The sequence below is a fragment of the Citrobacter sp. Cpo045 genome (assembly GCF_030332875.1).
GTDB classification, from domain to species: Bacteria; Pseudomonadota; Gammaproteobacteria; order Enterobacterales; family Enterobacteriaceae; genus Citrobacter; species Citrobacter portucalensis.
In genome coordinates, this window is sequence record NZ_JAOWGZ010000104.1 from 20,796 (window position 1) to 42,624 (window position 21,829).

Below are 21,829 nucleotides of genomic sequence, written 5' to 3' on the forward strand. Positions count from 1 at the left end.
TTCTCCTGATATACACAACATCTCCAGGCAGCCTGAAGAATGATGTATCTAGATAGTTCGGGTCAGATAAAATTCCGCCAGCGCCAGGTCTTCCGGGCGGGTGACTTTGATGTTGTCAGCGCGTCCTTCGACCAGCAGCGGATGAAAACCGCAATATTCAAGCGCCGAGGCTTCGTCCGTAATGGTTGCGCCTTCGTTTAGCGCACGGGTCAGACAGTCATGCAACAGCTCGCGAGGGAAAAACTGCGGCGTCAACGCATGCCATAAATCGGTGCGATCGACCGTATGGGCGATGTCTGTTCGGCCCGGCTCCGCGCGTTTCATCGTGTCGCGCACCGGCGCGGCAAGGATCCCACCGATTCGGCTGGTTTCACTTATTGCCAGCAAACGAGATAAATCTTCCTGATGCAGGCACGGACGCGCGGCATCATGCACCAGTACCCAACTGGCCTCACCTGCGGCTTGCAAACCAGCAAGGACAGAATCGGCACGCTCGTTGCCACCATCCACCACGGTAATTTGCGGGTGCGCTGCGAGTGGAAGTTGGACAAAGCGACTGTCGCCTGGGCTAATAGCGATGACGACTCGCGTCACCCGGGGATGAGCCAGCAGCGCATCAACCGAGTGTTCGAGAATGGTTTTATTGCCAATAGAGAGGTACTGCTTAGGACACTCTGTTTGCATTCGGCGGCCAAACCCGGCAGCCGGCACCACGGCGCAAACGTCCATTAAAGTGGCTGCCATGTTAAATCCCTGGACGGTTTATCGATTGTTTTGCCCTGCAGTCTGAGCGCGTTTAGACGCGTCAGGCACCAGACGATAAAAGGTTTCGCCTGGCTTAGTCATACTGAGTTCGTTACGCGCGCGCTCTTCGATAGCCTCTTGCCCGCCATTGAGATCGTCAATTTCGGCAAAAAGCTGATCGTTACGCGCTTTCAGTTTCGCGTTTGTAGCTTGCTGCGCCGCAACATCATCGTTGACGCGACTATAGTCATGTATGCCGTTCTTACCGAACCACAGCGAATACTGTAGCCAGACTAATAAAGCCAGCAACAGCAACGTAAGTTTACCCATCCTGCCCCCTGAAAAACGGCATCAACATCCCATAAACTCCGCTGACAACTTTACATCAACGGACGGGAATGCCGCGACAACGCGCGCAAATGTACCACATTTGCCCGTTGTTACGTATACCCCATGTAAGGAGAACATAATCTCATTGTTGGTTACGGTTTGAATTATGGCCAGACAGTGAACAACAGCGGCGATCGCGTGAAAGGGCGTATGCCTAACCCAGTAGCCACAGGAACAGTGCGCCAAACATTGCGCCAACCACCAGCAGGGTACAGGCAATACTCAGCAGCAATCTCCCCTTCAATAGCGAATGCAGGGCAATACCCGCGACAATCGCCACGGGCAACAACGCGAGGAAAAAGGGCCAGGTATAGAGGAAGAAAAACAGTGTGTTAGGGCCATACATCAGACATGGGAATCCCAGCGCCAGCAACCAAGCGACAAAACCGACCACGGCTCCTGGGAGTGACCAGGTAGTTTCGTCGTCGGCAGCGAAGGTATCTGACTCTGTAATAGTAATGTTATGGCTGTTACGCATATCTAATCCTGTGACCGTGACTGACCGGGCATGCAAGCTCGGGTGTCTCAGGATCTGATAATATCTTCCTGCCTCAGCAGGTCTAATAATTGAGGAACCAAATTTGTTACCAATTGTTCACCATCAAGATGAATCTCTGGCGATTCAGGCGCTTCGTAAACCGAGTCAATTCCGGTGAAATTGCGCAACTCCCCCGCTCGCGCTTTTTTATACAGCCCTTTTGGATCGCGTGCTTCACACGTTGCTAATGGCGTATCGACAAAAACCTCAATAAAACGCCCTTGGCCCACGCGCTCGCGAACCATTTTTCGCTCGGCGCGATGTGGAGAGATAAACGCAGTCAACACCACCAGGCCGGCGTCTACCATCAGGTTAGCCACTTCACCAACCCGACGAATATTCTCCTTGCGATCGGCATCGCTAAACCCAAGATCGCTGCACAGACCGTGACGCACGTTATCGCCATCCAGCAGATAGGTGCTCACCCCTAGCTTATGCAGCGCTTCTTCCAGCGCCCCTGCTACCGTGGATTTACCGGAACCTGACAGCCCGGTAAACCACAGCACAACACCACGATGACCGTGGCGTTGTTCCCGCTGTTGCGGTGTAACAGGATGGGCATGCCAGACGACGTTTTCGTCATGCAGCGCCATTATTTTCCTCCCAGCAGATCGCGCGCACCCCAGTGTGGGAAGTGGCGACGCACCAGTGCATTAAGCTCCAGCTCAAACGCGCTGAACTGAGAAGCTGTGGCAAGCTCCTGGACGATTGGCTCACGCACCAGTCCCGCGCCAACGGTAACGTTGGTCAGGCGGTCAATGATAATCAGCCCGCCCGTAACCGGATTCTGCTGATAGGTATCCAGCACCAGCGGCTCATCAAAAGTCAGATTAACCAGACCGATGCCGTTCAGCGGCAGCGCTTCAACGTCACGTTGGGTCAGGTTGTTTATATCGACCTGATACTGCACGCTATCAACGCGTGCGCGGGTCTTCTTGCCTGCGACTTTTATGTCGTAGCTCTGCCCGGGCGACAACGGTTGTTCCGCCATCCACACCACATCAACTGCAGCGCTTTGTACTGTCGGCAGCGTTTCACCGGCATCAAGTAACAGGTCGCCCCGGCTGATATCGATCTCATCTTTCAGCACCAGGGTGATCGCTTCACCCGCATGCGCTTCCTGTAAATCGCCATCAAAGGTTACGATCCGCGCCACGCTCGACTCCACGCCGGACGGCAACACTTTGACGCGCTGTCCAACCTTCACGCTACCGGAGGCCAGCGTTCCGGCATAACCACGGAAATCCAGATTCGGTCGGTTCACATACTGCACCGGGAAGCGCATCGGCTGAGTATCAACAATGCGCTGGATCTCAACGGTTTCCAGCACTTCCAGCAGCGTCGGACCGCTGTACCACGGCATACTGGCGCTTTGCGAAGCCACGTTATCGCCTTCCAGCGCAGAGAGCGGCACAAACCGGATATCCAGGTTGCCCGGCAGTTGTTCAGCAAAAGTAAGATAGTCTTCGCGAATGCGGTTAAATGTCTCTTCGCTAAAGTCCACCAGATCCATTTTGTTGATCGCCACTACCAGGTGTTTGATCCCAAGCAGCGTGGAGATAAAGCTATGACGACGAGTCTGATCCAGCACGCCTTTACGCGCATCGATCAGTAGGATCGCCAGGTCGCAGGTCGACGCACCGGTCGCCATGTTACGGGTGTACTGCTCATGCCCGGGAGTGTCCGCAATAATAAATTTACGCTTCTCGGTAGAGAAATAACGATACGCCACGTCGATGGTGATGCCCTGCTCGCGCTCGGCCTGCAAGCCGTCAACCAATAACGCCAGATCAAGCTTTTCGCCCTGAGTGCCGTGACGTTTACTGTCATTGTGCAGCGATGAAAGCTGGTCTTCATAAATCTGACGCGTGTCGTGCAGCAGGCGGCCAATCAGGGTACTTTTCCCATCATCCACGCTACCGCAGGTTAAAAAGCGCAGCAGACTTTTGTGTTGCTGGGCAACCATCCAGGCTTCAACGCCGCCTTCATTAGCAATTTGTTGTGCAAGTGTCGTGTTCATGGCGGCTCCTTAGAAATACCCCTGACGTTTCTTCAGCTCCATGGAGCCCGCCTGGTCGCGGTCAATCACGCGGCCCTGACGTTCACTGGTGGTTGAAACCAGCATCTCTTCGATAATTTCCGGCAGCGTCTGCGCATTCGACTCCACCGCGCCTGTCAGCGGCCAGCAACCGAGCGTACGGAAACGCACCATGCGTTTTTTAATCACTTCACCGGGTTGCAGATCGATTCTGTCGTCATCAATCATCATCAGCATGCCGTCGCGTTCCAGCACCGGACGCTCCGCCGCCAGATACAGCGGCACGATGTCGATATTTTCCAGCCAGATGTACTGCCAGATATCCTGTTCAGTCCAGTTAGAGAGCGGGAAGACGCGAATGCTTTCGCCTTTGTTAATCTGCCCGTTGTAGTTGTGCCACAGCTCCGGGCGCTGATTTTTAGGATCCCAGCGATGAAAACGATCGCGGAAAGAGTAAATACGCTCTTTGGCACGCGATTTCTCTTCGTCACGACGAGCACCGCCAAACGCGGCATCGAAACCGTATTTATTCAGTGCCTGCTTCAGCCCTTCAGTTTTCATAATGTCGGTATGCTTGGCGCTACCGTGGACAAACGGGTTGATGCCCATCGCCACCCCTTCCGGGTTTTTATGCACCAGCAGTTCGCAGCCGTAGGCTTTCGCCGTGCGGTCACGAAACTCGTACATTTCGCTGAATTTCCAGCCGGTATCAACGTGCAGCAATGGGAACGGCAGCGTGCCCGGATAAAACGCTTTACGCGCCAGATGCAGCATTACGCTGGAATCTTTGCCGATGGAATACATCATCACCGGATTAGAAAACTCGGCGGCCACCTCACGAATGATATGGATGCTTTCCGCTTCCAGTTGCCGCAGGTGGGTAAGTCGTTTTTGATCCATAACCGTTCCTATGTAATGCCGTTATTTTGCTAACGATGCTCAGATAACCTGACTATAGGGAGGGCAAGGGGGCGAATGAAATTACGAATTGGAATGAGTAGTTCCTCAAAGGAATAACGATCCGGAAAAGCAAATATCAAAAAGTGCTTAAGCTACCGGAATTCGGGCATTTAAGAGCAAATGAAATTGTTTTACCTCGATCACGGTTTCATACTAGCGGCTGAAAATTTCTGCTTGGTATTTAAGGACTCATCATGTTTCTCGCATTGCGCCACCTTCTTGCAGCCATGGCGCTCGGCGCGTGCTTCATCCTTCCCGCACAGGCAACATCTTCGAAGCCCGGAGATATCGCAAATACCCAGGCTCGATATATCGCAACGTTTTTCCCAGGCCGCGTGACGGGATCTCCGGCAGAAATGTTGTCTGCTGATTATATACGTCAACAATTTCAGCAGATGGGTTATAGCAGCGATATTCGGACGTTTAATAGCCGTTATGTTTATACCGCCAAAGATAACCGTAAAAACTGGCATAACGTAACGGGAAGCACCGTTATTGCTGCACATGAAGGCAAAGCGCCGCAACAGATTATTATTATGGCGCACCTCGACACCTACGCCGCACAAAGCGACGCCGATTCCGATGCCAATCTGGGTGGATTAACCCTGCAAGGTATCGATGACAACGCTGCAGGTGTTGGCGTAATGCTGGAACTGGCGGAAAAACTCAAAAACGTGCCGACACAGTACGGTATTCGATTTATCGCCACCAGCGGCGAGGAAGAAGGCAAACTGGGCGCGGAGAACATCCTGAAGCGAATGAGCGCCGCCGAGAAGAAAAACACGCTGCTGGTTATCAACCTCGATAACCTGATCGTCGGCGATAAGCTCTATTTCAATAGCGGTAAGAAAACCCCGGAAGCGGTGCGAAAACTGACGCGCGACCGGGCACTGGCTATCGCGCACAGCCGCGGTATCGTTGCCAGCACCAATCCAGGTCTGAACAAAGACTATCCGAAAGGCACTGGATGTTGTAACGATGCAGAGGTCTTCGACAACGCGGGCATTTCCGTTCTCTCCGTTGAAGCGACCAACTGGAACCTGGGCAAGAAAGATGGCTATCAACAGCGCGCCAAAAGCGCCTCGTTCCCGGCAGGCAACAGCTGGCACGATGTGCGACTGGATAACCAGCAGCATATCGATAAAGCGTTACCGGGCAGGATAGAACACCGTAGCCGCGACGTGGTACGCATTATGCTGCCGCTGGTAAAGGAACTGGCAAAAGCGGGTAAATCCTGAAGAAGTGGTCCGGTAGGATGTAAATCTTACCGGACCACTTTCCTGTTACCCTTCGTGCAGTCCGCACTCACGCTTCAATCCGAAGAAACGCGTCTCTTCTTCCGCCATACCCGGCTCCCATTTGCGGGTGGTGTGGGTATCACCTACCGACAGATAGCCCTGATCCCACAACGGATGGTATTTCAAACCGTATTTTTGCAGATACTGGTAAACCGTACGGTTATCCCAGTCGATGATTGGGAGAACTTTAAACACGCCGCGCTGGATAGCCAGCACCGGCAAATGCGCACGACTGCCCGATTGCTCTCGACGCAGACCGGCAAACCAGGTTTGCGCGTTCAGCTCCTGCAGCGCCCGGTTCATCGGCTCGACTTTGTTGATGTCATTGTATTTTTCAATGCCTTCAACGCCCTGCTCCCACAGTTTGCCGTAGCGCGCTTCTTGCCAGGCCGCACTTTCCTTTGCCCGGTAGACTTGCAGATTAAGCTTAAGCTTGTCCGTTAACTCATCAATAAACTGATAGGTTTCCGGGAACAGGTAGCCAGTATCGGTGAGGATCACCGGGATATCCGGGCGAACCTGATTTACCAGATGCAGGCTCACTGCCGCCTGGATACCGAAACTTGATGACAGTACATATTCACCAGGCAGGTTTTCCAGCGCCCACGCTACGCGATCCTCGGCGCTCAATTTTTCCAGTTGGTCGTTGGTTTGTGCCAACGCCATAACGCGTTCAACTTTCGGCAGTTCGTTCAACGCGTTGAGATCGAGTTTGGACATAAGTTCCTCACTGTTTGCCTTGCCTGATGGCGCTGCGCTTATCAGGCCTACCGATTCAGCAGACCCGATAAGTCAATTTCACATTATTCCCAGAAATCCCGTGCGGGATCGAGCACCGGGCGAATAATGCCCGCACGCACCGTAAAGTCACCGAAGCCTTCACCCGCTTCGCGCTCTTTCGCCCAGCGCCCAATCAGTTCATCCAGCGATGCCAGAATTTCCGGCTCGGTGATGTTCTCTTTAAACATCCGGGGAATACGGGTTCCGATACGGTTGCCCCCTAAATGGAGGTTGTAACGCCCAGGAGCTTTACCCACCAGACCAACTTCCGCCAGCATCGCACGACCACAACCGTTCGGGCAGCCGGTCACACGCATGACAATGTTTTCATCACTCAGGCTGTGCTTCGCCATCAGCGTGTCGATGTTGTCGATAAACGTTGGCAGGAAGCGCTCAGCTTCCGCCATCGCCAGCGGACAGGTCGGGAACGAGACGCAAGCCATCGAGTTTTCACGCTGCGGAGTGACCGCGTTCATTAAGCCACTCTTCTGCGCAATCTTCTCGATCTTCGCCTTTTCACTCTCAGGAACACCGGCAATGATCAGGTTCTGGTTCGCGGTAATGCGGAACTCACCTTTGTGGATCTTCGCGATCTCAAGCAGACCGGTTTTCAGCGGTCGGCCCGGATAATCGAGGATTCGTCCGTTTTCAATAAACAACGTCAGATGCCATTTATTGTCGATCCCTTTCACCCAGCCGATACGATCGCCGCGACCGGTGAACTCGTACGGACGGATCGGCTCAAATTTGATCCCCGCCCGGCGCTCAACTTCAGCTTTAAAGGTCTCAACGCCTACGCGTTCCAGCGTGTATTTGGTTTTCGCGTTTTTACGATCGGTACGGTTACCCCAGTCACGCTGCGTGGTCACCACAGCCTCCGCCACGGCCAGCGTATGCTCAAGCGGCAGATAACCAAACTCGCTTGCCGTACGGGCATAGGTTTTCTTGTTGCCGTGCTCAATCGATAAACCACCGCCCACCAGCAGGTTAAAGCCCACCAGCTTGCCGTTTTCCGCAATCGCCACGAAGTTCATGTCGTTGGCGTGCAGATCGATGTCATTCTGCGGTGGGATCACGACCGTGGTTTTAAACTTACGCGGCAGATAGGTTTGACCGAGGATCGGCTCTTCGTCGGTAGTCGCGACTTTTTCCTGATCAAGCCAGATCTCTGCATAGGCGCGGGTGCGCGGCAACAGGTGCTCGGAAATTTTCTTCGCCCATTCATAGGCTTCGGCATGCAGCTCAGATTCATACGGATTCGAGGTGCACAGCACGTTACGGTTCATGTCGTTGGCGGTCGCCAGAGCGTCAAGCCCGACTGAATGCAGCATCTGGTGTACCGGCTTAACATTCTTCTTCAGAATGCCGTGAAACTGGAAGGTCTGACGGTTGGTCAGACGAATGCTGCCGTATATGGTGTTGTCATGGGCGAACTTGTCGATCGCCTGCCACTGTTTGGTGGTGATCACCCCACCCGGCAGACGACAGCGCAGCAGCATCGCGTGACGTGGCTCCAGCTTTTGCTCGGCACGTTCGGCGCGGATATCGCGGTCGTCCTGCTGGTACATACCGTGAAAACGGATCAGCAGGAAGTTGTCGCCTTTAAACCCGCCGGTCAGGCCGTCGTTTAAATCTTCGGCAATGGTACCGCGCAGATAGTTGCTTTCCAGCTTCATACGCTCAGCGTCGGACAGTTTGCCTTCGACCACCAATGGTCCTGGATGTTTTTCGCTCATTAGTAGACATCTCGCTGATAACGGCGCTCAATGCGCAGCTCACTTAAAAATTCATCCGCCGCTTCGATATCCATACCACCGAATTCGGCAATCACTTCCAACAACGCCTGCTCAACGTCTTTCGCCATGCGATTGGCGTCGCCACAGACATAAATGTGCGCACCGTCGTTAATCCAGCGCCACAGTTCCGCGCCCTGTTGGCGCAGTTTATCTTGTACGTAGACTTTTTCTTTTTGATCGCGGGACCAGGCGAGATCGATACGGCTCAGTACGCCCTCTTTGACGTAACGCTGCCATTCCACCTGATACAGGAAATCTTCGGTAAAGTGTGGGTTACCAAAAAACAGCCAGTTTTTGCCTTCGGCTCCGTCAGCCGCACGTTGCTGCATGAATGCACGGAACGGCGCAATCCCCGTACCCGGTCCAATCATAATTACCGGCGTCTGCGGGTTCGCCGGCAGACGGAAGTTGTCGTTGTGTTCAATGAACACGCGAACTTCACCTTCTTCTTCCACGCGGTCGGCGAGGAAACTGGAAGCACCACCAGCACGGGCGCGACCTTCTATCTCATAACGCACCACGCCCACGGTGACGTGCACTTCGCTTTCCACTTCCGCCTGGGAAGAAGCAATGGAGTACAAACGCGGCGTCAGCGGACGCAGAAGATCAACTAACGCCTGAGCATCCAGTTGCGCCGGAGAGAAGCGCACCATATCGACGATGGGCGTGGTTGCGGCGTAATGCTGCAACTGTGCTTTGTCACCGACTAACGGCAGCAAAGTTTCGCTGCGGGTTAAGGTGGCATAGTTCTCTACGATATTGCCGGTGTTAACCGTCAGCTCGAAATGCCACTGCAACGCTTCAGCGAGCGACAGGGTTTTTCCTTCAACCGTGACCGGCTCATCACCTTTCAGCCACAGCAGTTCAACCAGTTCTTTAACCAGAGCCGGGTCATTCTGATACCAGACGCCCAGCGCATCGCCCGGCTGATAACGCAGGCCAGAATCGCCTAAATCAATTTCAATATGGCGCACGTCTTTTTCAGAGTCGCGGCCGGTAATTTTCTGATTCACCGCAAGGGACGCCGTCAGTGGCGCTTCTTTGGTGTATGGGCTGGTGTGTACTTCATTTACTGCACCGCTCGCGGCAACTTGCACAGACGGTGCCGCAGGCGCACGGGCTTTCAGGACATCAACCAGACGAGCACGCCACTGCGCGGCGTCGGCCTGGTATTCGACGTCGGCGTCGACGCGGTCGAGCAGACGTTCACCGCCCAGCTCAGCCAGTTTCGCATCGAAGTCTTTTCCTGCCTGGCAGAAAAACTCATAAGAGGTATCGCCAAGACCGAACACGGCAAAAGCGGTGTTATCAAGTTTCGGCGCTTTTTTCGAGAACAAGAATTTATGCAACGCCACGGCTTCTTCCGCCGGTTCACCTTCCCCTTGCGTCGACGCCACCACGATCAGCAGTTTTTCATTGGCGATTTGTTTGAATTTATAGTCGCCAGCGTTGATGAGAGTGACGTTGAGCTTCGCGGCGATCAGATCATCGCGCAGGGCTTCCGCCACACGTCGCGCATTACCGGTTTGCGAGGCGGAGATAAGCGTAATGCCAGGCATTTCAGCGACAGGCGCAGGCGCCACCGCGTTGCTGCCAGGCTGCTGATTCAGCACGCCCCAAAAATAGCCAGAAACCCACGCAAGCTGTGCGGGAGTGAAATCGGTCGTGGCCGCCTGAAGGCGTGCCAGTTGCTCCGGGTTTAGCGGTAGCAAAGCGGAAGGTGGGGCCTGTGTCGTCATGCGTTGTCATGTTCCAGTAAGCAAAGCGGATTTCAGCAATAAAACCCAAACTGAAGATAAGGTTAACGGCGGGGATAGTAACAATTAAAGAAGGGATGGAAATAACAAATAACCAAATGGACTAACCTGTTTTAGTTATAGTTATTAACTGCAAAACAGATTATATAAGCATTTGATATATAAATAATTAACTAATATTGATCGTATGAATACGTAGCTTTAGTACTGAGCATCCTTTTATACACTAAATAATTTAAGATGCATCGAGGCGGCAACTGAGCAAGTCCCCAGGAGCTTACATGAGTAAGTGACTGGGGCGAGCAAAGGCAGCCAACAAAGAAGCAGCTTAAAGAATGACGTGTATAAATAATGATAAAATTTGCTCTTTACGGTACCCTACCGCGGTTTTTCGCATTCTTGAGAGTAAAAAATGTCCACCACCTTGTTTAAAGATTTCACCTTCGAAGCCGCTCACCACCTGCCGCATGTACCGGAAGGGCATAAGTGTGGCCGCCTGCATGGTCACTCATTTATGGTGCGTCTTGAAATTACCGGTGAAGTCGATCCGCATACCGGTTGGATCATGGATTTTGCTGAGTTAAAAGCCGCGTTTAAGCCGACTTACGACAGACTCGATCACTACTATTTGAACGATATTCCTGGCTTAGAAAATCCAACCAGCGAAGTGCTGGCCAAATGGATTTGGGATCAGGTTAAACCTGTGGTCCCTCTGCTGAGTGCCGTAATGGTGAAAGAGACCTGCACAGCGGGCTGCGTATACCGCGGCGAGTGATTATAGGCTTGCCGGATGGCAATGCGTCTTATCCGGCCTGCAACGAGCAACAAACTCTGGCCGGGTAAGCGAAACGCCCCCGGCACAGTTATCAGGCAATATTCAGATACTTATGGGTCTGCATCGACAGACGCCAGTTACGCGCAATACAGGTATCAATGCACAAACGCGTCGCATCTTCTTTCTGGCTGATTGGCTGTAAGGCGATGATTCGCGGTTTGTCGTCACTCAACGTCGCCAGCAGTTCATCCAGCGCTTCAATATCGCGAACGCGACCAACCGGATGTTTGATTTCATTCGCGCGCTCCAGCGCCTGCGACAGCACATCATAACCACCGCGCATATTCACCTTCGGCGATACGGTTACCCAGGTATTCGGCGTACAGCGTACTTCGTGGGTACCACTGGTCTCAATCTGGCAGCTAAAGCCGTTCTTTTCCAGCAAGTCAGTCAGCGGCATCAGGTCATGAATGCAGGGCTCGCCGCCAGTGATCACCACGTGACGGGCGGTATAGCCCTGACGCAAAATGACCGCCAGCAGATCTTCGCTGCTCGCAGCACCCCATTTGTCGCTCTCTTTAGTCTTGGCCAGGATGCTGTACAGGGAGACTTCCCGATCCTCAAGCTTATCCCAGGTGTGTTTGGTATCGCACCAGGCACAGCCAACCGGGCATCCCTGTAAACGAATAAAAATGGCGGGGACGCCGGTAAAGTAGCCCTCGCCTTGCAGGGTCTGGAACATCTCGTTAATCGGGTACTGCATAGCGCTCTCAATATGGGGATAAACGATAATTATCGCAGATCCCCGCCAAAGTATCATGCCCCATCGATGCTTTACGAGGCGATCGCCGCGACAAAGCGCGCCGTTATCTGCTGCGGACGCGTGATAGCCCCACCAACCACCACGGTATGGGCACCTAATGCCAGGCATCGTGCAGCACGTTCAGGAGTATCAACGTTCCCTTCCGCCACAACCGGTACGCTAACCGCAGCCAACACATCACGTAAAAAACCGCAGTCGTTTTCCGCCAGCACATGCCCGGCAGTATCAGCGGTATAGCCGTAGAGCGTAGTGCCCACACAGTCAAAGCCCAGGCGCTCGGCGGTCACCGCTTCGTCTACGGTGGCAATATCCGCCATCAGCAGTACGGACGGATAGCGAGCGCGGATCTGCGTAACCAGTTCTTCCAGCGTTTGCCCACCGGGGCGCGGGCGCGCTGTCGCATCCAGAGCAATAATTTCCGGCTCAACGGTCATCAGTTCATCGACTTCCTGTAAAGTGGCCGTGATAAACACATCGCTACCCGGATAATCACGCTTGATAATCCCAATCACCGGCAGGGAGACGCTCTCTTTGATCGCGCGAATGTCCACCACGCTGTTCGCACGAATACCTACCGCACCGCCCTGCGCTGCCGCCAGCGCCATACGTGACATAATAAACGGGCTGTGCAGAGGCTCATTTTCCAGCGCCTGACAGGAGACAATTAATTTACCTTTCAGGGAATCCAGTACAGTTTTCATTACGATAAGATCTCTTCGACTTCGTTTTTAATGATGGTGACATGCGGGCCATAAATCACCTGAACCCCGTTGCCGCGAATAATTACGCCACGGGCCCCGGTCGCTTTCAGCGCCGCTTCATCGACCTTGCTGCTCTCTTTCACCGTCACGCGCAGGCGTGTGGCGCAACAGTCCACCTCTTCCAGATTCTCTTTGCCTCCCAGCCCAGTAATTACGGCCGCAGCACGCTCACTTTGCGGCAGGCCGGATTCAGTCGGTGCTGCGTTTTCACGACCAGGCGTCAACCAGTTAAAGCGGTTAATCAAATAGCGGAAGGTGAAGTAGTAAAGGAAGAACCACGGGATCCCCACCATGGGGACGTACATCCAGTTGGTTTTAGCTTCCCCCTGTAGCACGCCGAAAAGGAGGAAATCGATAAGCCCACCCGAAAAGGTTTGCCCGATGGTGATATGTAAAATATGCGCCATCATAAACGCCAGCCCATCGAAGAAGGCGTGAATGACGTATAACACGGGTGCGACAAACAGGAAGGAGAACTCGATAGGCTCAGTGATGCCTGTCAGGAAAGAGGTCAGGGCCGCTGACAACAGCAGACCGGCGACAAGTTTTCTGTTCTCAGGCTTGGCGGTGTGGTACATCGCCAGACATGCGCCAAGCAGGCCAAACATCATGGTGATGAAGCGCCCGGACATAAAGCGCGAGGTGCCCGCATAGAACTGCTGCGTATTCGGATCGGCAAGTTGCGCGAAGAAAATACGCTGCGTACCTTCAACTAACTGGCCGTTAACGATTTCGCTACCGCCAAGCGCCGTTGTCCAGAAGGGCAAATAAAAGATATGGTGTAAACCCAATGGGCCGAGCATACGCAGGATGAAGCCGTACAACAGCGTTCCCAGATAGCCTGTCGCATCCACCAGACCACCCAGTCCAAAAATGAGTTTCTGGAAATGCGGCCAAACCACCGTCATGATCGCCCCCACGACAATCGCGGCAAGGGAGCTAATAATCGGTACAAAGCGCGAACCGCTGAAGAAACCAAGGAACTGAGGTAATGAGACTTTATTGAAACGGCTATGCAGCGCGCAGGTGACAAGCCCAATCACCACCCCACCGAACACACCCGTTTCCAGTGTCTGAATACCCAGCGTCATCCCCTGGCCTACGGCACCGGGATTCTCGTGTGCCAGCGTTCCGTTGAGCGTCAATAAAGCGTTGATGGTGGCGTTCATCACCAGAAATGCCAGCAATGCCGCAAGCCCAGCGGTGCCTTTATCCGTTTTAGCCAGTCCTACTGCAACACCCACCGCAAAGAGCACCGACAGGTTGGCAAACACAATAGAACCTGCGCTGGTCATGATCGTGAAGATTGCCTGTAACCAGTCAACGTCCAAAAACGGATAAGCAGTCAATGTGTTTGGATTCGACAGCGCGCCGCCAATCCCTAACAACAGCCCCGCAGCGGGCAGTACCGCAATCGGCAGCATGAACGATTTGCCGAACCGCTGTGCCTTTTCGAACCATGCGCCCGATGAAGCGCCGCTAAACATTTGCATCATTTTTTCATCTCTCCGATTAATGATGAAAATTTTTACCATATTTAATATTAATAATGAAAATTTTCATCAAAATCCAGGAAGCCGATCATACTTTTTTAAAATGACTGGCATCTCTCCCCTGCTTTCCGCCACACTATCAGCAGAGAAACGCATTAAGGATTTTGCATGTCAGAAAATGAAAACCTGCTGCTGAGATTGCGCCAGGGCGTTGACGGATATAGCCGAACACAGCAGAAGCTGGGAGAGTTTGTGCTCAGCGATCCGGCAAAAGTTGTCTACCTGACGATTACCGAACTGGCGCGTGAAAGCGACACCAGCGAGGCGAGCGTCACACGTCTGTGCCGCGCACTAGGGTGTAAGGGTTATAACGAATTCAAAATGGCGCTGGCACTCGATCTCCAGCAAGGACAGCCGGTAGAGCACAGCGGAGATGAGATTGACAATGTGGTCAATGAATCCGTACAAGCGCTGCAGGACACAGCAAAATTACTCGACAGGACATTACTGGAATCCGCCGCTTTGGCGCTGCATCAGGCCCAGTCGGTACAGATTTATGGCGTAGCGGCCAGCGCTATTCTGGGTGAGTATTTACATTACAAACTCCTGCGCCTCGGCAAACCTGCACAATTGTTCAGTGACATGCATCGTGCAGCCATGAACGCCGCAACGCTTAACAAAGACACGCTGGTGGTAGCGATTTCCAGTTCAGGTTCGACGCGCGATCTACTGCATGTCGTTAAACTGGCGCGTAAGCAAGGCGTGCGCGTACTGGCGTTAAGTAATACGCCGCGCAGCCCGTTGGCTTCGCTGAGTGATATTCAACTGGTCGCAGCCAAACCAGAAGGTCCGTTGAGTGCTGGCGCGCTAAACGCCAAGGTGGGAGTGATGCTGTTGGTAGAACTACTGACTACGTCGCTGATTGCTCTGGATGAAAAGTACAGTGATGTGAGCCAGCAAACCGCCAGCGCGACCCTTCCTCTACTGCTTTAAGAGCATAAAAAAACCCGCCGCAGCGGGTTTTTACGTTAAGAGTTAAAGAACAGGATTACGCCTGACCTTTGATCTCTTTACGACCGTTGTACGGTGCTTGTTCACCCAGAGCTTCTTCGATACGAATCAGCTGGTTGTACTTAGCAACGCGGTCAGAACGGCTCATAGAACCAGTTTTGATCTGGCCTGCAGCGGTACCAACAGCCAGGTCAGCGATGGTAGCGTCTTCAGTTTCGCCAGAGCGGTGAGAGATGACAGCGGTGTAGCCAGCGTCTTTCGCCATTTTGATCGCAGCCAGAGTTTCGGTCAGAGAACCGATCTGGTTGAATTTGATCAGGATGGAGTTAACGATGCCTTTTTCGATGCCTTCTTTCAGGATCTTGGTGTTAGTTACGAACAGATCGTCACCAACCAGCTGGATTTTGTCGCCCAGTACTTTAGTCTGGTATGCGAAACCGTCCCAGTCAGACTCGTCCAGACCATCTTCGATGGACACGATCGGGTACTGTTTGGTCAGTTCTTCCAGGAAGTGAGTGAATTCTTCGGAGGTGAATGCTTTGTTGCCTTCGCCAGCCAGAACGTATTTACCGTCTTTGTAGAATTCAGAAGCTGCACAGTCCATCGCCAGGGTGATGTCTTTGCCCAGCTCGTAGCCAGCTGCTTTAACCGCTTCAGCGATTACAGCCAGAGCTTCAGCGTTGGAACCCAGGTTCGGCGCGTAGCCACCTTCGTCACCAACTGCAGTGTTCATACCTTTAGCTTTCAGAACTTTAGCCAGGTTGTGGAACACTTCAGAACCCATACGAACGGCTTCTTTCAGAGTCTTAGCGCCAACCGGCTGAATCATGAATTCCTGGATGTCGACGTTGTTGTCAGCGTGCTCACCACCGTTGATGATGTTCATCATCGGAACCGGCATGGAGTATTTACCCGGAGTACCGTTCAGTTCAGCGATGTGTGCATACAGCGGCAGGCCTTTTGCAGCTGCTGCTGCTTTGGCGTTCGCCAGGGACACAGCCAGGATGGCGTTTGCACCGAAGTTGGATTTGTTTTCAGTACCGTCCAGATCGATCATGATCTTGTCGATGCCAGCCTGATCTTTAGCATCTTTACCCAGCAGAGCCTGAGCAATTGGGCCGTTAACAGCTGCAACAGCTTTCAGTACGCCTTTACCCATGAAACGGGATTTGTCGCCATCGCGCAGTTCCAGTGCTTCGCGGGAACCAGTAGAAGCACCTGACGGAGCTGCTGCCATACCAACGAAACCACCTTCCAGGTGTACTTCGGCTTCAACAGTCGGGTTACCACGGGAGTCGATGATTTCACGACCGATGATTTTAACGATTTTGGACATTAGATTTTCCTCAGTACAAGTTAAACTAAAACTCCAGACAAACAATGCACCCTAATGGGTGCATTGCCGTTCTAACTTATTTACTTCTTACTTCGCCTGACGCTTCTGATGTTCACTGGCGGCTTTCACAAAGCCGGCAAACAGCGGGTGCCCATCACGTGGCGTGGAAGTAAATTCCGGGTGGAACTGACAGGCCACGAACCACGGATGATTCGGTACCTCAATGATCTCGACCAACTGATCATCACCGGAACGGCCTGCAATACGCAGACCCGCAGCTTCAATCTGTTTCAACAGCATATTGTTGACTTCGTAACGGTGGCGATGGCGTTCAACAATTGTCGGCGCGCCGTACAGTTGACGAACCAGGCTATCGTCGCTCAACTGACACTGCTGCGCACCAAGGCGCATTGTGCCGCCCAGATCGCTCTTCTCGGTACGGACTTCGACGTTGCCGTCTTCATCGCGCCATTCGGTAATCAGGGCCACCACCGGGTACTTACAGTCTGGCACAAATTCCGTGGAGTTGGCGTTATCCATACCCACTACGTTACGTGCAAACTCAATCAACGCAACCTGCATACCCAGGCAAATGCCCAGATAAGGAATATTGTTCTCACGCGCAAAGCGCGCCGTCGCGATTTTACCTTCAACACCGCGGTAGCCGAAGCCGCCTGGGATCAGGATTGCATCAAGACCTTTCAGGATCTCAACGCCACGCGTTTCGACATCTTGCGAATCGATCAGCTTGATGTTGACGGTGACACGATTCTTCAGACCACCGTGCTTCAGCGCTTCGATAACTGACTTATAGGCATCCGGCAGTTCAATGTACTTGCCGACCATACCGATAGTCACTTCGCCTGCCGGATTCGCTTCTTCGTAGATAACCTGTTCCCATTCTGACAGATTAGCTTCCGGACAGTTCAAGCTGAATCGTTTACAAATATAATCGTCAAGGCCCTGAGATTTCAACAGGCCCGGGATTTTATAGATGGAATCGACATCTTTCAGAGAAATCACCGCTTTTTCCGGAACGTTACAGAACAATGCAATTTTTGCACGTTCATTAGCCGGAACTGCGCGATCGGAGCGGCAAATCAGGATATCTGGCTGAATACCGATAGAAAGCAGCTCTTTTACAGAGTGCTGAGTCGGTTTAGTTTTGACTTCACCAGCCGCCGCCATGTACGGAACCAGCGTCAGATGCATAAACAGCGTGTGCTCACGGCCAATTTCTACGGCCATCTGGCGAATCGCTTCAAGGAACGGCAGAGATTCGATATCCCCAACGGTTCCGCCGATTTCGACCAGAACAACATCATGACCTTCACCGCCTTCCAGAACGCGCTCTTTAATGGCATTCGTGATGTGCGGGATAACCTGAACTGTTGCGCCCAGGTAGTCGCCACGGCGCTCTTTACGCAGAACGTCGGAGTAGATACGACCCGTAGTGAAGTTGTTGCGGCGGCTCATTTTGGTACGAATGAAACGCTCATAGTGACCCAGGTCCAGGTCGGTTTCAGCGCCGTCTTCGGTAACGAACACTTCCCCGTGTTGGATTGGGCTCATAGTACCTGGATCGACGTTGATGTACGGATCCAGTTTCATCATGGTTACATTGAGGCCACGGGCTTCAAGAATGGCTGCCAGGGAGGCTGCGGCAATGCCTTTTCCCAGAGAGGATACGACCCCGCCGGTCACAAAAATATAGTTCGTTGTCATGCTGGACCTGAGAAGTTAGGGTGAAACGATGGAATTACCAAGACGGGAAAGTAGTATACCCGAACATGACGAGCGCCACAAACTTTCATTATCCCCTCTCCTTCGTTCTTCAAGCCGCACCGGTGTTGGCTTCCTTCACTCACCCCAGTCACATAGCATTTCTATGTTCCTGGGGATTCTTTCAGTCGCCGCCTTGTTGCGACTCGAATAACTCGAAGAGGCAGTATACAAGGTGTTTCATCAACATAACGGGAAGAGAAAATAGCCTCTTTTGGGTAAATGTTTTTGACGTAAATCAAGCGCTTGTTATTTAAAAAATCACACAAATCGCCCTTGACCGACGAAATCCCTTAGAGATCAATTTCCTGCCGTTTTACCTGTTGCCAGACTTCTTCCATAGTTTCCAGATCAACACCAGTCATTTCCAGACCGCGCGAAGCCACAATTCGCTCAACTTCACGAAAACGCCGCTCAAACTTCTCGTTCGCTTTCTGCAAAGCGGTCTCTGCTTTAGTGCATAAATGCCGGGCCATATTAACCGTAGCAAACAGCAGATCGCCCATTTCCTCCTCCAGTTTAGCCTGGTCGACAACAGCCTGCTTAGCCTCAAACATGACTTCGTCGATCTCTTCGTAAACCTTGTCGACAACCGGTCCTAATGTTTTCCAGTCGAAACCAACATTTGAGCAGCGTTTCTGGATTTTTTGGGCGCGCATTAATGCCGGTAAACTGCGGGGAATATCGTCGAGTGCGGAATGCTGTGCCTTCTGGGCACGTTCTTCACTTTTGATTTTTTCCCAACGGGTCAAAACCTCAGTACTGTTACTGGCAGAAACATCAGCAAAAACATGTGGATGACGGCGTTCAAGTTTATCGCTTATCGCAGCACAAATATCATCGAAGTTGAAGCGCCCTTCTTCCTGCGCCATCTGGGCGTAAAACACCACCTGGAACAGCAGGTCGCCCAGCTCTCCGCGCAGGTCGTCAAAATCTTCACGCGCAATCGCGTCCAGCACTTCATAGGTTTCTTCGAGGGTGTATGGGGCAATAGTGGAGAATGTCTGCTCTTTGTCCCACGGACAGCCGTTTTCCGGGTCGCGCAGGCGCTGCATAATACCGAGCAGTCGGTCGATTTGATTCATTGGGATATCCTGAGATTTCAATACAGTAGACCGGATAAGGCGATAGCCGACATCCGGCAACATAGCAATGCCTGATGGCAACGCTAACGCGTCTTATCAGGCCTACAAGGTTATCCGGCCTACAAAATCATTAATTACCGTGCAAGCGACGTGCGTCGATCACATCCGGTACCTGGTTCAGCTTGCCGAGCACGCGCCCGAGCACCTGCAGGTTATAAATTTCGATGGTCATATCGATGGTGGCCAGCTGTTGTTTGGTATCACTTCGGCTGGCAACTCCCAGCACGTTCACCTTCTCGTTGGCGAGAATCGTGGTGATATCACGTAACAAGCCGCTGCGATCGTTGGCCTGGACGCGAACCACCAGCGAATACCCTGCCGAGTAGCTTTCGCCCCAGACTGCATCAACAATACGTTCCGGTGCATGGGAGCGCAGCTCAGCCAGCTGTTCACAATCCGCCCGGTGCACGGAAATACCGCGTCCCTGGGTAATAAATCCGACAATCTCATCGCCCGGAATCGGCTGGCAGCAGCGGGCGATGTGGTGCATCAGGTTACCTACCCCTTCCACCACCACACGACCGTCGTCTTTACGACGACTCTGCGGTGCCTGCGTTTTCTGCTGAAGCTGTTTCAGCGCGGCGGCATCCTGTTCGGCAGCACTGGGCTTATTAAACTGTGCCTGCAGGAAGTTCACCATTTGGTTGAGGCGGATGTCTCCCCCACCAATCGCCGCCAGCAACTCGTCCAGCTCATTGAAGCTGTAGCGCGGCAGCAGGTGTTTTTCCGCCTCTTTCAGGCTGATACCTAAATGCGCCAGCTCATCGTCGAGGATCTGGCGACCAGCAAGGATGTTTTTGTCGCGGTCCTGTTTACGGAACCAGGCGTGGATCTTCGAACGCCCACGACTGGTGGTTACGTAGCCAAGGTTAGGATTCAGCCAGTCGCGGCTTGGGTTTGGCTGTTTCTGGGTGATAATTTCAATTTGATCGCCCATCTGCAGCTGGTAGGTAAACGGTACGATGCGCCCACCAATTTTCGCGCCAATGCATCGATGCCCCACATCGCTATGAATGTGGTAAGCAAAATCGAGCGGCGTGGAGCCCGCAGGTAAGTCTACAACGTCGCCTTTTGGCGTAAAGACGTACACGCGGTCATCAAAGACCTGGCTACGGACTTCATCCAGCATTTCACCGGAATCTGCCATCTCTTCCTGCCAGGCGATCAGCTTACGCAGCCACGCAATGCGATCTTCATGACCAGAACGCGCCGCGCCTGAAGCGGTGCCCTCTTTGTACTTCCAGTGCGCCGCGACGCCCAGTTCGGCATCTTCGTGCATCTGTTTGGTACGGATCTGAATTTCGATGGTTTTCCCGCCCGGCCCCAGTACAACCGTATGGATTGACTGGTAGCCATTGGGTTTCGGATTAGCAACGTAATCATCGAACTCATCCGGCAGATGGCGATAGTGAGTATGTACTATCCCGAGTGCGGCATAGCAGTCCTGTAAACGCTCTGCCACGATACGGACTGCGCGTACATCGAACAGTTCATCGAAGGCCAACTGCTTTTTCTGCATTTTGCGCCAGATGCTGTAGATATGCTTCGGACGTCCATACACTTCGGCTTTGACGCCTTCCGTTTTCATCTCTGAGCGCAAATGACCGACGAACTCATCAATGTAATGTTCCCTGTCGATACGACGTTCATGCAGCAGCTTGGCTATGCGTTTGTATTCAGCCGGGTGCAGATAACGGAAGCAATAATCTTCCAGCTCCCATTTTAATTGCCCGATTCCCAAACGGTTGGCCAGCGGTGCATAGATATTGGTGCACTCTTTTGCCGCCAGAACGCGTTCATCTTCCGGCGCATCTTTCACTTCACGCAGATGTGCAATCCGCTCTGCCAGCTTGATGACCACACAGCGGAAGTCATCCACCATTGCCAGCAGCATGCGACGGACGTTATCCACCTGCTCGGAAGAAACTGAATCGGTATGCGTGGCTTTAAGCTGGCGTATCGCCGCCATATCACGCACACCGTGGATAAGATGAACAATGGATTTGCCCACGCTCTCGCGCAGGATGTCTTCACTGACCACGTTGGCATCAGCCAGAGGGAACAGCATTGCTGCACGCAGCGTGTCGATATCCATGCTCAACATGGAGAGAATTTCTACCATCTCCACGCCACGCCACAGCAGCAGATCCGCATCCGGATGCCCCTGTGTCTGCTGGAGGCAGTACGCCCAGGTTTCGGCTAAGCGTTCACACGACTGCTGGCTGGAGATCCCCAGACTCGCGATCCATTTCTTTGGATCAAACTCACCAGCTTTATTTATATGTGCACTTCTTACCGCAACCATTGTCCTCTCCTTAAGGGGCCAGGCCTGTCGAAGTCGACAAGCCCTACCCATTGTCTTTCATGCTGCATTACAACCCGAAATCCAATGGGTACAAAAT

19 protein-coding genes are annotated in these 21,829 nt (G+C 52.9%); 3 read left to right on the plus strand and 16 right to left on the minus strand.

All coding sequences use genetic code 11. The features are described from left to right. Window positions 1-48: 48 nt before the first annotated feature. The 6 genes from ispD to cysD all read right to left on the minus strand — a co-directional run bounded on the left by ispD (window position 49) and on the right by cysD (window position 4,610). A complete protein-coding gene (gene ispD, locus OGY13_RS20565) occupies window positions 49-744 on the minus strand; it encodes a 2-C-methyl-D-erythritol 4-phosphate cytidylyltransferase (RefSeq protein WP_195995334.1) in 696 nt (231 codons plus the stop codon). 18 nt (window positions 745-762) lie between these two features. Beyond that, window positions 763-1,074 carry a cell division protein FtsB gene (gene ftsB / locus OGY13_RS20570; protein ID WP_003034163.1) on the minus strand — a complete coding sequence of 104 codons (312 nt, stop codon included), beginning with the start codon at window positions 1,072-1,074 and terminating at the stop codon, window positions 763-765. 214 nt (window positions 1,075-1,288) lie between these two features. After that, on the minus strand, window positions 1,289-1,612 hold the full coding sequence (locus OGY13_RS20575) for a DUF3561 family protein (RefSeq protein WP_020996298.1): 324 nt from the start codon (window positions 1,610-1,612) through the stop codon (window positions 1,289-1,291). 47 nt (window positions 1,613-1,659) lie between these two features. After that, window positions 1,660-2,265 (minus strand): adenylyl-sulfate kinase, encoded by a 606-nt coding sequence (cysC, locus tag OGY13_RS20580; protein WP_060683317.1) that lies wholly within the window; start codon window positions 2,263-2,265, stop codon window positions 1,660-1,662. After that, window positions 2,265-3,692 carry a sulfate adenylyltransferase subunit CysN gene (gene cysN / locus OGY13_RS20585; RefSeq protein ID WP_008785677.1) on the minus strand — a complete coding sequence of 476 codons (1,428 nt, stop codon included), beginning with the start codon at window positions 3,690-3,692 and terminating at the stop codon, window positions 2,265-2,267. The genes cysC and cysN overlap by 1 nt, the downstream gene beginning before the upstream one ends. A 9-nt stretch (window positions 3,693-3,701) precedes the next feature. Then, window positions 3,702-4,610: a sulfate adenylyltransferase subunit CysD gene (gene cysD, locus OGY13_RS20590; RefSeq protein ID WP_003034152.1), complete on the minus strand. Its 909-nt coding sequence runs from the start codon at window positions 4,608-4,610 to the stop codon at window positions 3,702-3,704. Between the two features lie 254 nt (window positions 4,611-4,864). Between cysD and OGY13_RS20595 the strand changes: the two genes are divergently transcribed. After that, entirely contained in the window at window positions 4,865-5,908 is a 1,044-nt protein-coding gene (locus OGY13_RS20595) for an aminopeptidase (protein ID WP_213752687.1), read from the plus strand. A gap of 45 nt (window positions 5,909-5,953) precedes the next feature. Here the strand turns inward: OGY13_RS20595 and cysH are convergent, their stop codons facing one another. From cysH to cysJ, 3 genes are all read right to left on the minus strand, one after another. Next, window positions 5,954-6,688 carry a phosphoadenosine phosphosulfate reductase gene (gene cysH, locus OGY13_RS20600; protein ID WP_060683316.1) on the minus strand — a complete coding sequence of 245 codons (735 nt, stop codon included), beginning with the start codon at window positions 6,686-6,688 and terminating at the stop codon, window positions 5,954-5,956. A gap of 83 nt (window positions 6,689-6,771) precedes the next feature. Next, entirely contained in the window at window positions 6,772-8,484 is a 1,713-nt protein-coding gene (cysI, locus tag OGY13_RS20605; protein WP_003034148.1) for an assimilatory sulfite reductase (NADPH) hemoprotein subunit, read from the minus strand. Next, the gene (cysJ, locus tag OGY13_RS20610) at window positions 8,484-10,283 is read right to left on the minus strand and encodes an NADPH-dependent assimilatory sulfite reductase flavoprotein subunit (RefSeq protein WP_008785680.1); all 1,800 of its coding nucleotides are present in this window, start codon (window positions 10,281-10,283) and stop codon (window positions 8,484-8,486) included. The genes cysI and cysJ overlap by 1 nt, the downstream gene beginning before the upstream one ends. Before the next feature lie 430 nt (window positions 10,284-10,713). On the opposite strand from cysJ, the gene queD reads away from it, so the two are divergent. Beyond that, window positions 10,714-11,076, plus strand: coding sequence for a 6-carboxytetrahydropterin synthase QueD (gene queD, locus OGY13_RS20615; protein WP_003825707.1), 363 nt, complete (start codon window positions 10,714-10,716; stop codon window positions 11,074-11,076). Window positions 11,077-11,167: 91 nt separating this feature from the next. Here queD and queE read toward each other — a convergent pair whose 3' ends face one another. The 3 genes from queE to OGY13_RS20630 form a co-directional block, all read right to left on the minus strand. Further along, entirely contained in the window at window positions 11,168-11,839 is a 672-nt protein-coding gene (gene queE, locus OGY13_RS20620) for a 7-carboxy-7-deazaguanine synthase QueE (RefSeq protein WP_043017395.1), read from the minus strand. 71 nt (window positions 11,840-11,910) lie between these two features. Continuing rightward, complete coding sequence (locus OGY13_RS20625) at window positions 11,911-12,600, minus strand: N-acetylmannosamine-6-phosphate 2-epimerase (protein ID WP_032944829.1); 690 nt, start codon at window positions 12,598-12,600, stop codon at window positions 11,911-11,913. After that, complete coding sequence (locus OGY13_RS20630) at window positions 12,600-14,156, minus strand: maltose/glucose-specific PTS transporter subunit IIC (RefSeq protein ID WP_213752688.1); 1,557 nt, start codon at window positions 14,154-14,156, stop codon at window positions 12,600-12,602. The genes OGY13_RS20625 and OGY13_RS20630 overlap by 1 nt, the downstream gene beginning before the upstream one ends. 165 nt (window positions 14,157-14,321) lie before the next feature. Between OGY13_RS20630 and OGY13_RS20635 the strand changes: the two genes are divergently transcribed. Beyond that, window positions 14,322-15,146, plus strand: a complete 825-nt coding sequence (locus OGY13_RS20635; RefSeq protein WP_032944830.1) for a MurR/RpiR family transcriptional regulator — start codon at window positions 14,322-14,324, stop codon at window positions 15,144-15,146. 55 nt (window positions 15,147-15,201) lie between these two features. Here the strand turns inward: OGY13_RS20635 and eno are convergent, their stop codons facing one another. The 4 genes from eno to relA all read right to left on the minus strand — a co-directional run bounded on the left by eno (window position 15,202) and on the right by relA (window position 21,732). Next, a complete protein-coding gene (gene eno, locus OGY13_RS20640; RefSeq protein ID WP_003034129.1) occupies window positions 15,202-16,500 on the minus strand; it encodes a phosphopyruvate hydratase in 1,299 nt (432 codons plus the stop codon). Window positions 16,501-16,587: 87 nt separating this feature from the next. Further along, on the minus strand, window positions 16,588-18,225 hold the full coding sequence (gene pyrG / locus OGY13_RS20645) for a glutamine hydrolyzing CTP synthase (protein WP_003034127.1): 1,638 nt from the start codon (window positions 18,223-18,225) through the stop codon (window positions 16,588-16,590). A 350-nt stretch (window positions 18,226-18,575) separates the two neighbouring features. Next, on the minus strand, window positions 18,576-19,367 hold the full coding sequence (gene mazG, locus OGY13_RS20650) for a nucleoside triphosphate pyrophosphohydrolase (RefSeq protein WP_213752689.1): 792 nt from the start codon (window positions 19,365-19,367) through the stop codon (window positions 18,576-18,578). A 130-nt stretch (window positions 19,368-19,497) separates the two neighbouring features. Then, window positions 19,498-21,732: a GTP diphosphokinase gene (gene relA, locus OGY13_RS20655; RefSeq protein WP_003825690.1), complete on the minus strand. Its 2,235-nt coding sequence runs from the start codon at window positions 21,730-21,732 to the stop codon at window positions 19,498-19,500. Window positions 21,733-21,829 lie beyond the last annotated feature (97 nt).

Excerpts from the sequence above, each read along its gene's own strand:
- ispD (WP_195995334.1), bottom strand. The coding sequence starts at position 744 with ATGGCAGCCACTTTAATGGACGTTTGCGCCGTGGTGCCGGCTGCCGGG.
- ftsB (WP_003034163.1), bottom strand. The coding sequence starts at position 1,074 with ATGGGTAAACTTACGTTGCTGTTGCTGGCTTTATTAGTCTGGCTACAG.
- OGY13_RS20575 (WP_020996298.1), bottom strand. The coding sequence starts at position 1,612 with ATGCGTAACAGCCATAACATTACTATTACAGAGTCAGATACCTTCGCT.
- cysC (WP_060683317.1), bottom strand. The coding sequence starts at position 2,265 with ATGGCGCTGCATGACGAAAACGTCGTCTGGCATGCCCATCCTGTTACA.
- cysN (WP_008785677.1), bottom strand. The coding sequence starts at position 3,692 with ATGAACACGACACTTGCACAACAAATTGCTAATGAAGGCGGCGTTGAA.
- cysD (WP_003034152.1), bottom strand. The coding sequence starts at position 4,610 with ATGGATCAAAAACGACTTACCCACCTGCGGCAACTGGAAGCGGAAAGC.
- OGY13_RS20595 (WP_213752687.1), top strand. The coding sequence starts at position 4,865 with ATGTTTCTCGCATTGCGCCACCTTCTTGCAGCCATGGCGCTCGGCGCG.
- cysH (WP_060683316.1), bottom strand. The coding sequence starts at position 6,688 with ATGTCCAAACTCGATCTCAACGCGTTGAACGAACTGCCGAAAGTTGAA.
- cysI (WP_003034148.1), bottom strand. The coding sequence starts at position 8,484 with ATGAGCGAAAAACATCCAGGACCATTGGTGGTCGAAGGCAAACTGTCC.
- cysJ (WP_008785680.1), bottom strand. The coding sequence starts at position 10,283 with ATGACGACACAGGCCCCACCTTCCGCTTTGCTACCGCTAAACCCGGAG.
- queD (WP_003825707.1), top strand. The coding sequence starts at position 10,714 with ATGTCCACCACCTTGTTTAAAGATTTCACCTTCGAAGCCGCTCACCAC.
- queE (WP_043017395.1), bottom strand. The coding sequence starts at position 11,839 with ATGCAGTACCCGATTAACGAGATGTTCCAGACCCTGCAAGGCGAGGGC.
- OGY13_RS20625 (WP_032944829.1), bottom strand. The coding sequence starts at position 12,600 with ATGAAAACTGTACTGGATTCCCTGAAAGGTAAATTAATTGTCTCCTGT.
- OGY13_RS20630 (WP_213752688.1), bottom strand. The coding sequence starts at position 14,156 with ATGATGCAAATGTTTAGCGGCGCTTCATCGGGCGCATGGTTCGAAAAG.
- OGY13_RS20635 (WP_032944830.1), top strand. The coding sequence starts at position 14,322 with ATGTCAGAAAATGAAAACCTGCTGCTGAGATTGCGCCAGGGCGTTGAC.
- eno (WP_003034129.1), bottom strand. The coding sequence starts at position 16,500 with ATGTCCAAAATCGTTAAAATCATCGGTCGTGAAATCATCGACTCCCGT.
- pyrG (WP_003034127.1), bottom strand. The coding sequence starts at position 18,225 with ATGACAACGAACTATATTTTTGTGACCGGCGGGGTCGTATCCTCTCTG.
- mazG (WP_213752689.1), bottom strand. The coding sequence starts at position 19,367 with ATGAATCAAATCGACCGACTGCTCGGTATTATGCAGCGCCTGCGCGAC.
- relA (WP_003825690.1), bottom strand. The coding sequence starts at position 21,732 with ATGGTTGCGGTAAGAAGTGCACATATAAATAAAGCTGGTGAGTTTGAT.